1 pseudogene is annotated in these 325 nt (G+C 64.3%); it reads right to left on the minus strand.

Annotated elements, in window-relative coordinates:
* Positions 1-325 (minus strand): annotated as a pseudogene (locus U5A57_RS41510) (hypothetical protein); the annotation flags it as partial.

Raw genomic sequence — 325 nt, forward strand, 5'->3', positions numbered from 1 at the left:
AGCTCGAGGCAGTCACCGCACCCGCTGCCACGTTCGTCAGGGCCACCGCCGTGCTCGAACCCACACCACCCAGCGTCACCGTGTTATGCGCCGACGTGTCGTACATCACCGCATCGGCCAGCTTGCCCTTAATGTTCGTGATGTCGCCAGCGATGTTCGTGACGTTGCCCGACAGGTTCGTCAGGTTCTGGTTCGTCGCGTTCAGCTGCGAACCGTTCACCGCGTCGAGGCTCGACGCGTTCAGCGCGCCGTTCGCCACGTTCGTCAGCGCCACCGCCGTGCTCGAATCCACACCACCCAGCGTCACCGTGTTATGCGCCGACGT

This window comes from Paraburkholderia sp. J11-2, from assembly GCF_905220185.1.
Classification (GTDB): Bacteria; Pseudomonadota; Gammaproteobacteria; order Burkholderiales; family Burkholderiaceae; genus Paraburkholderia.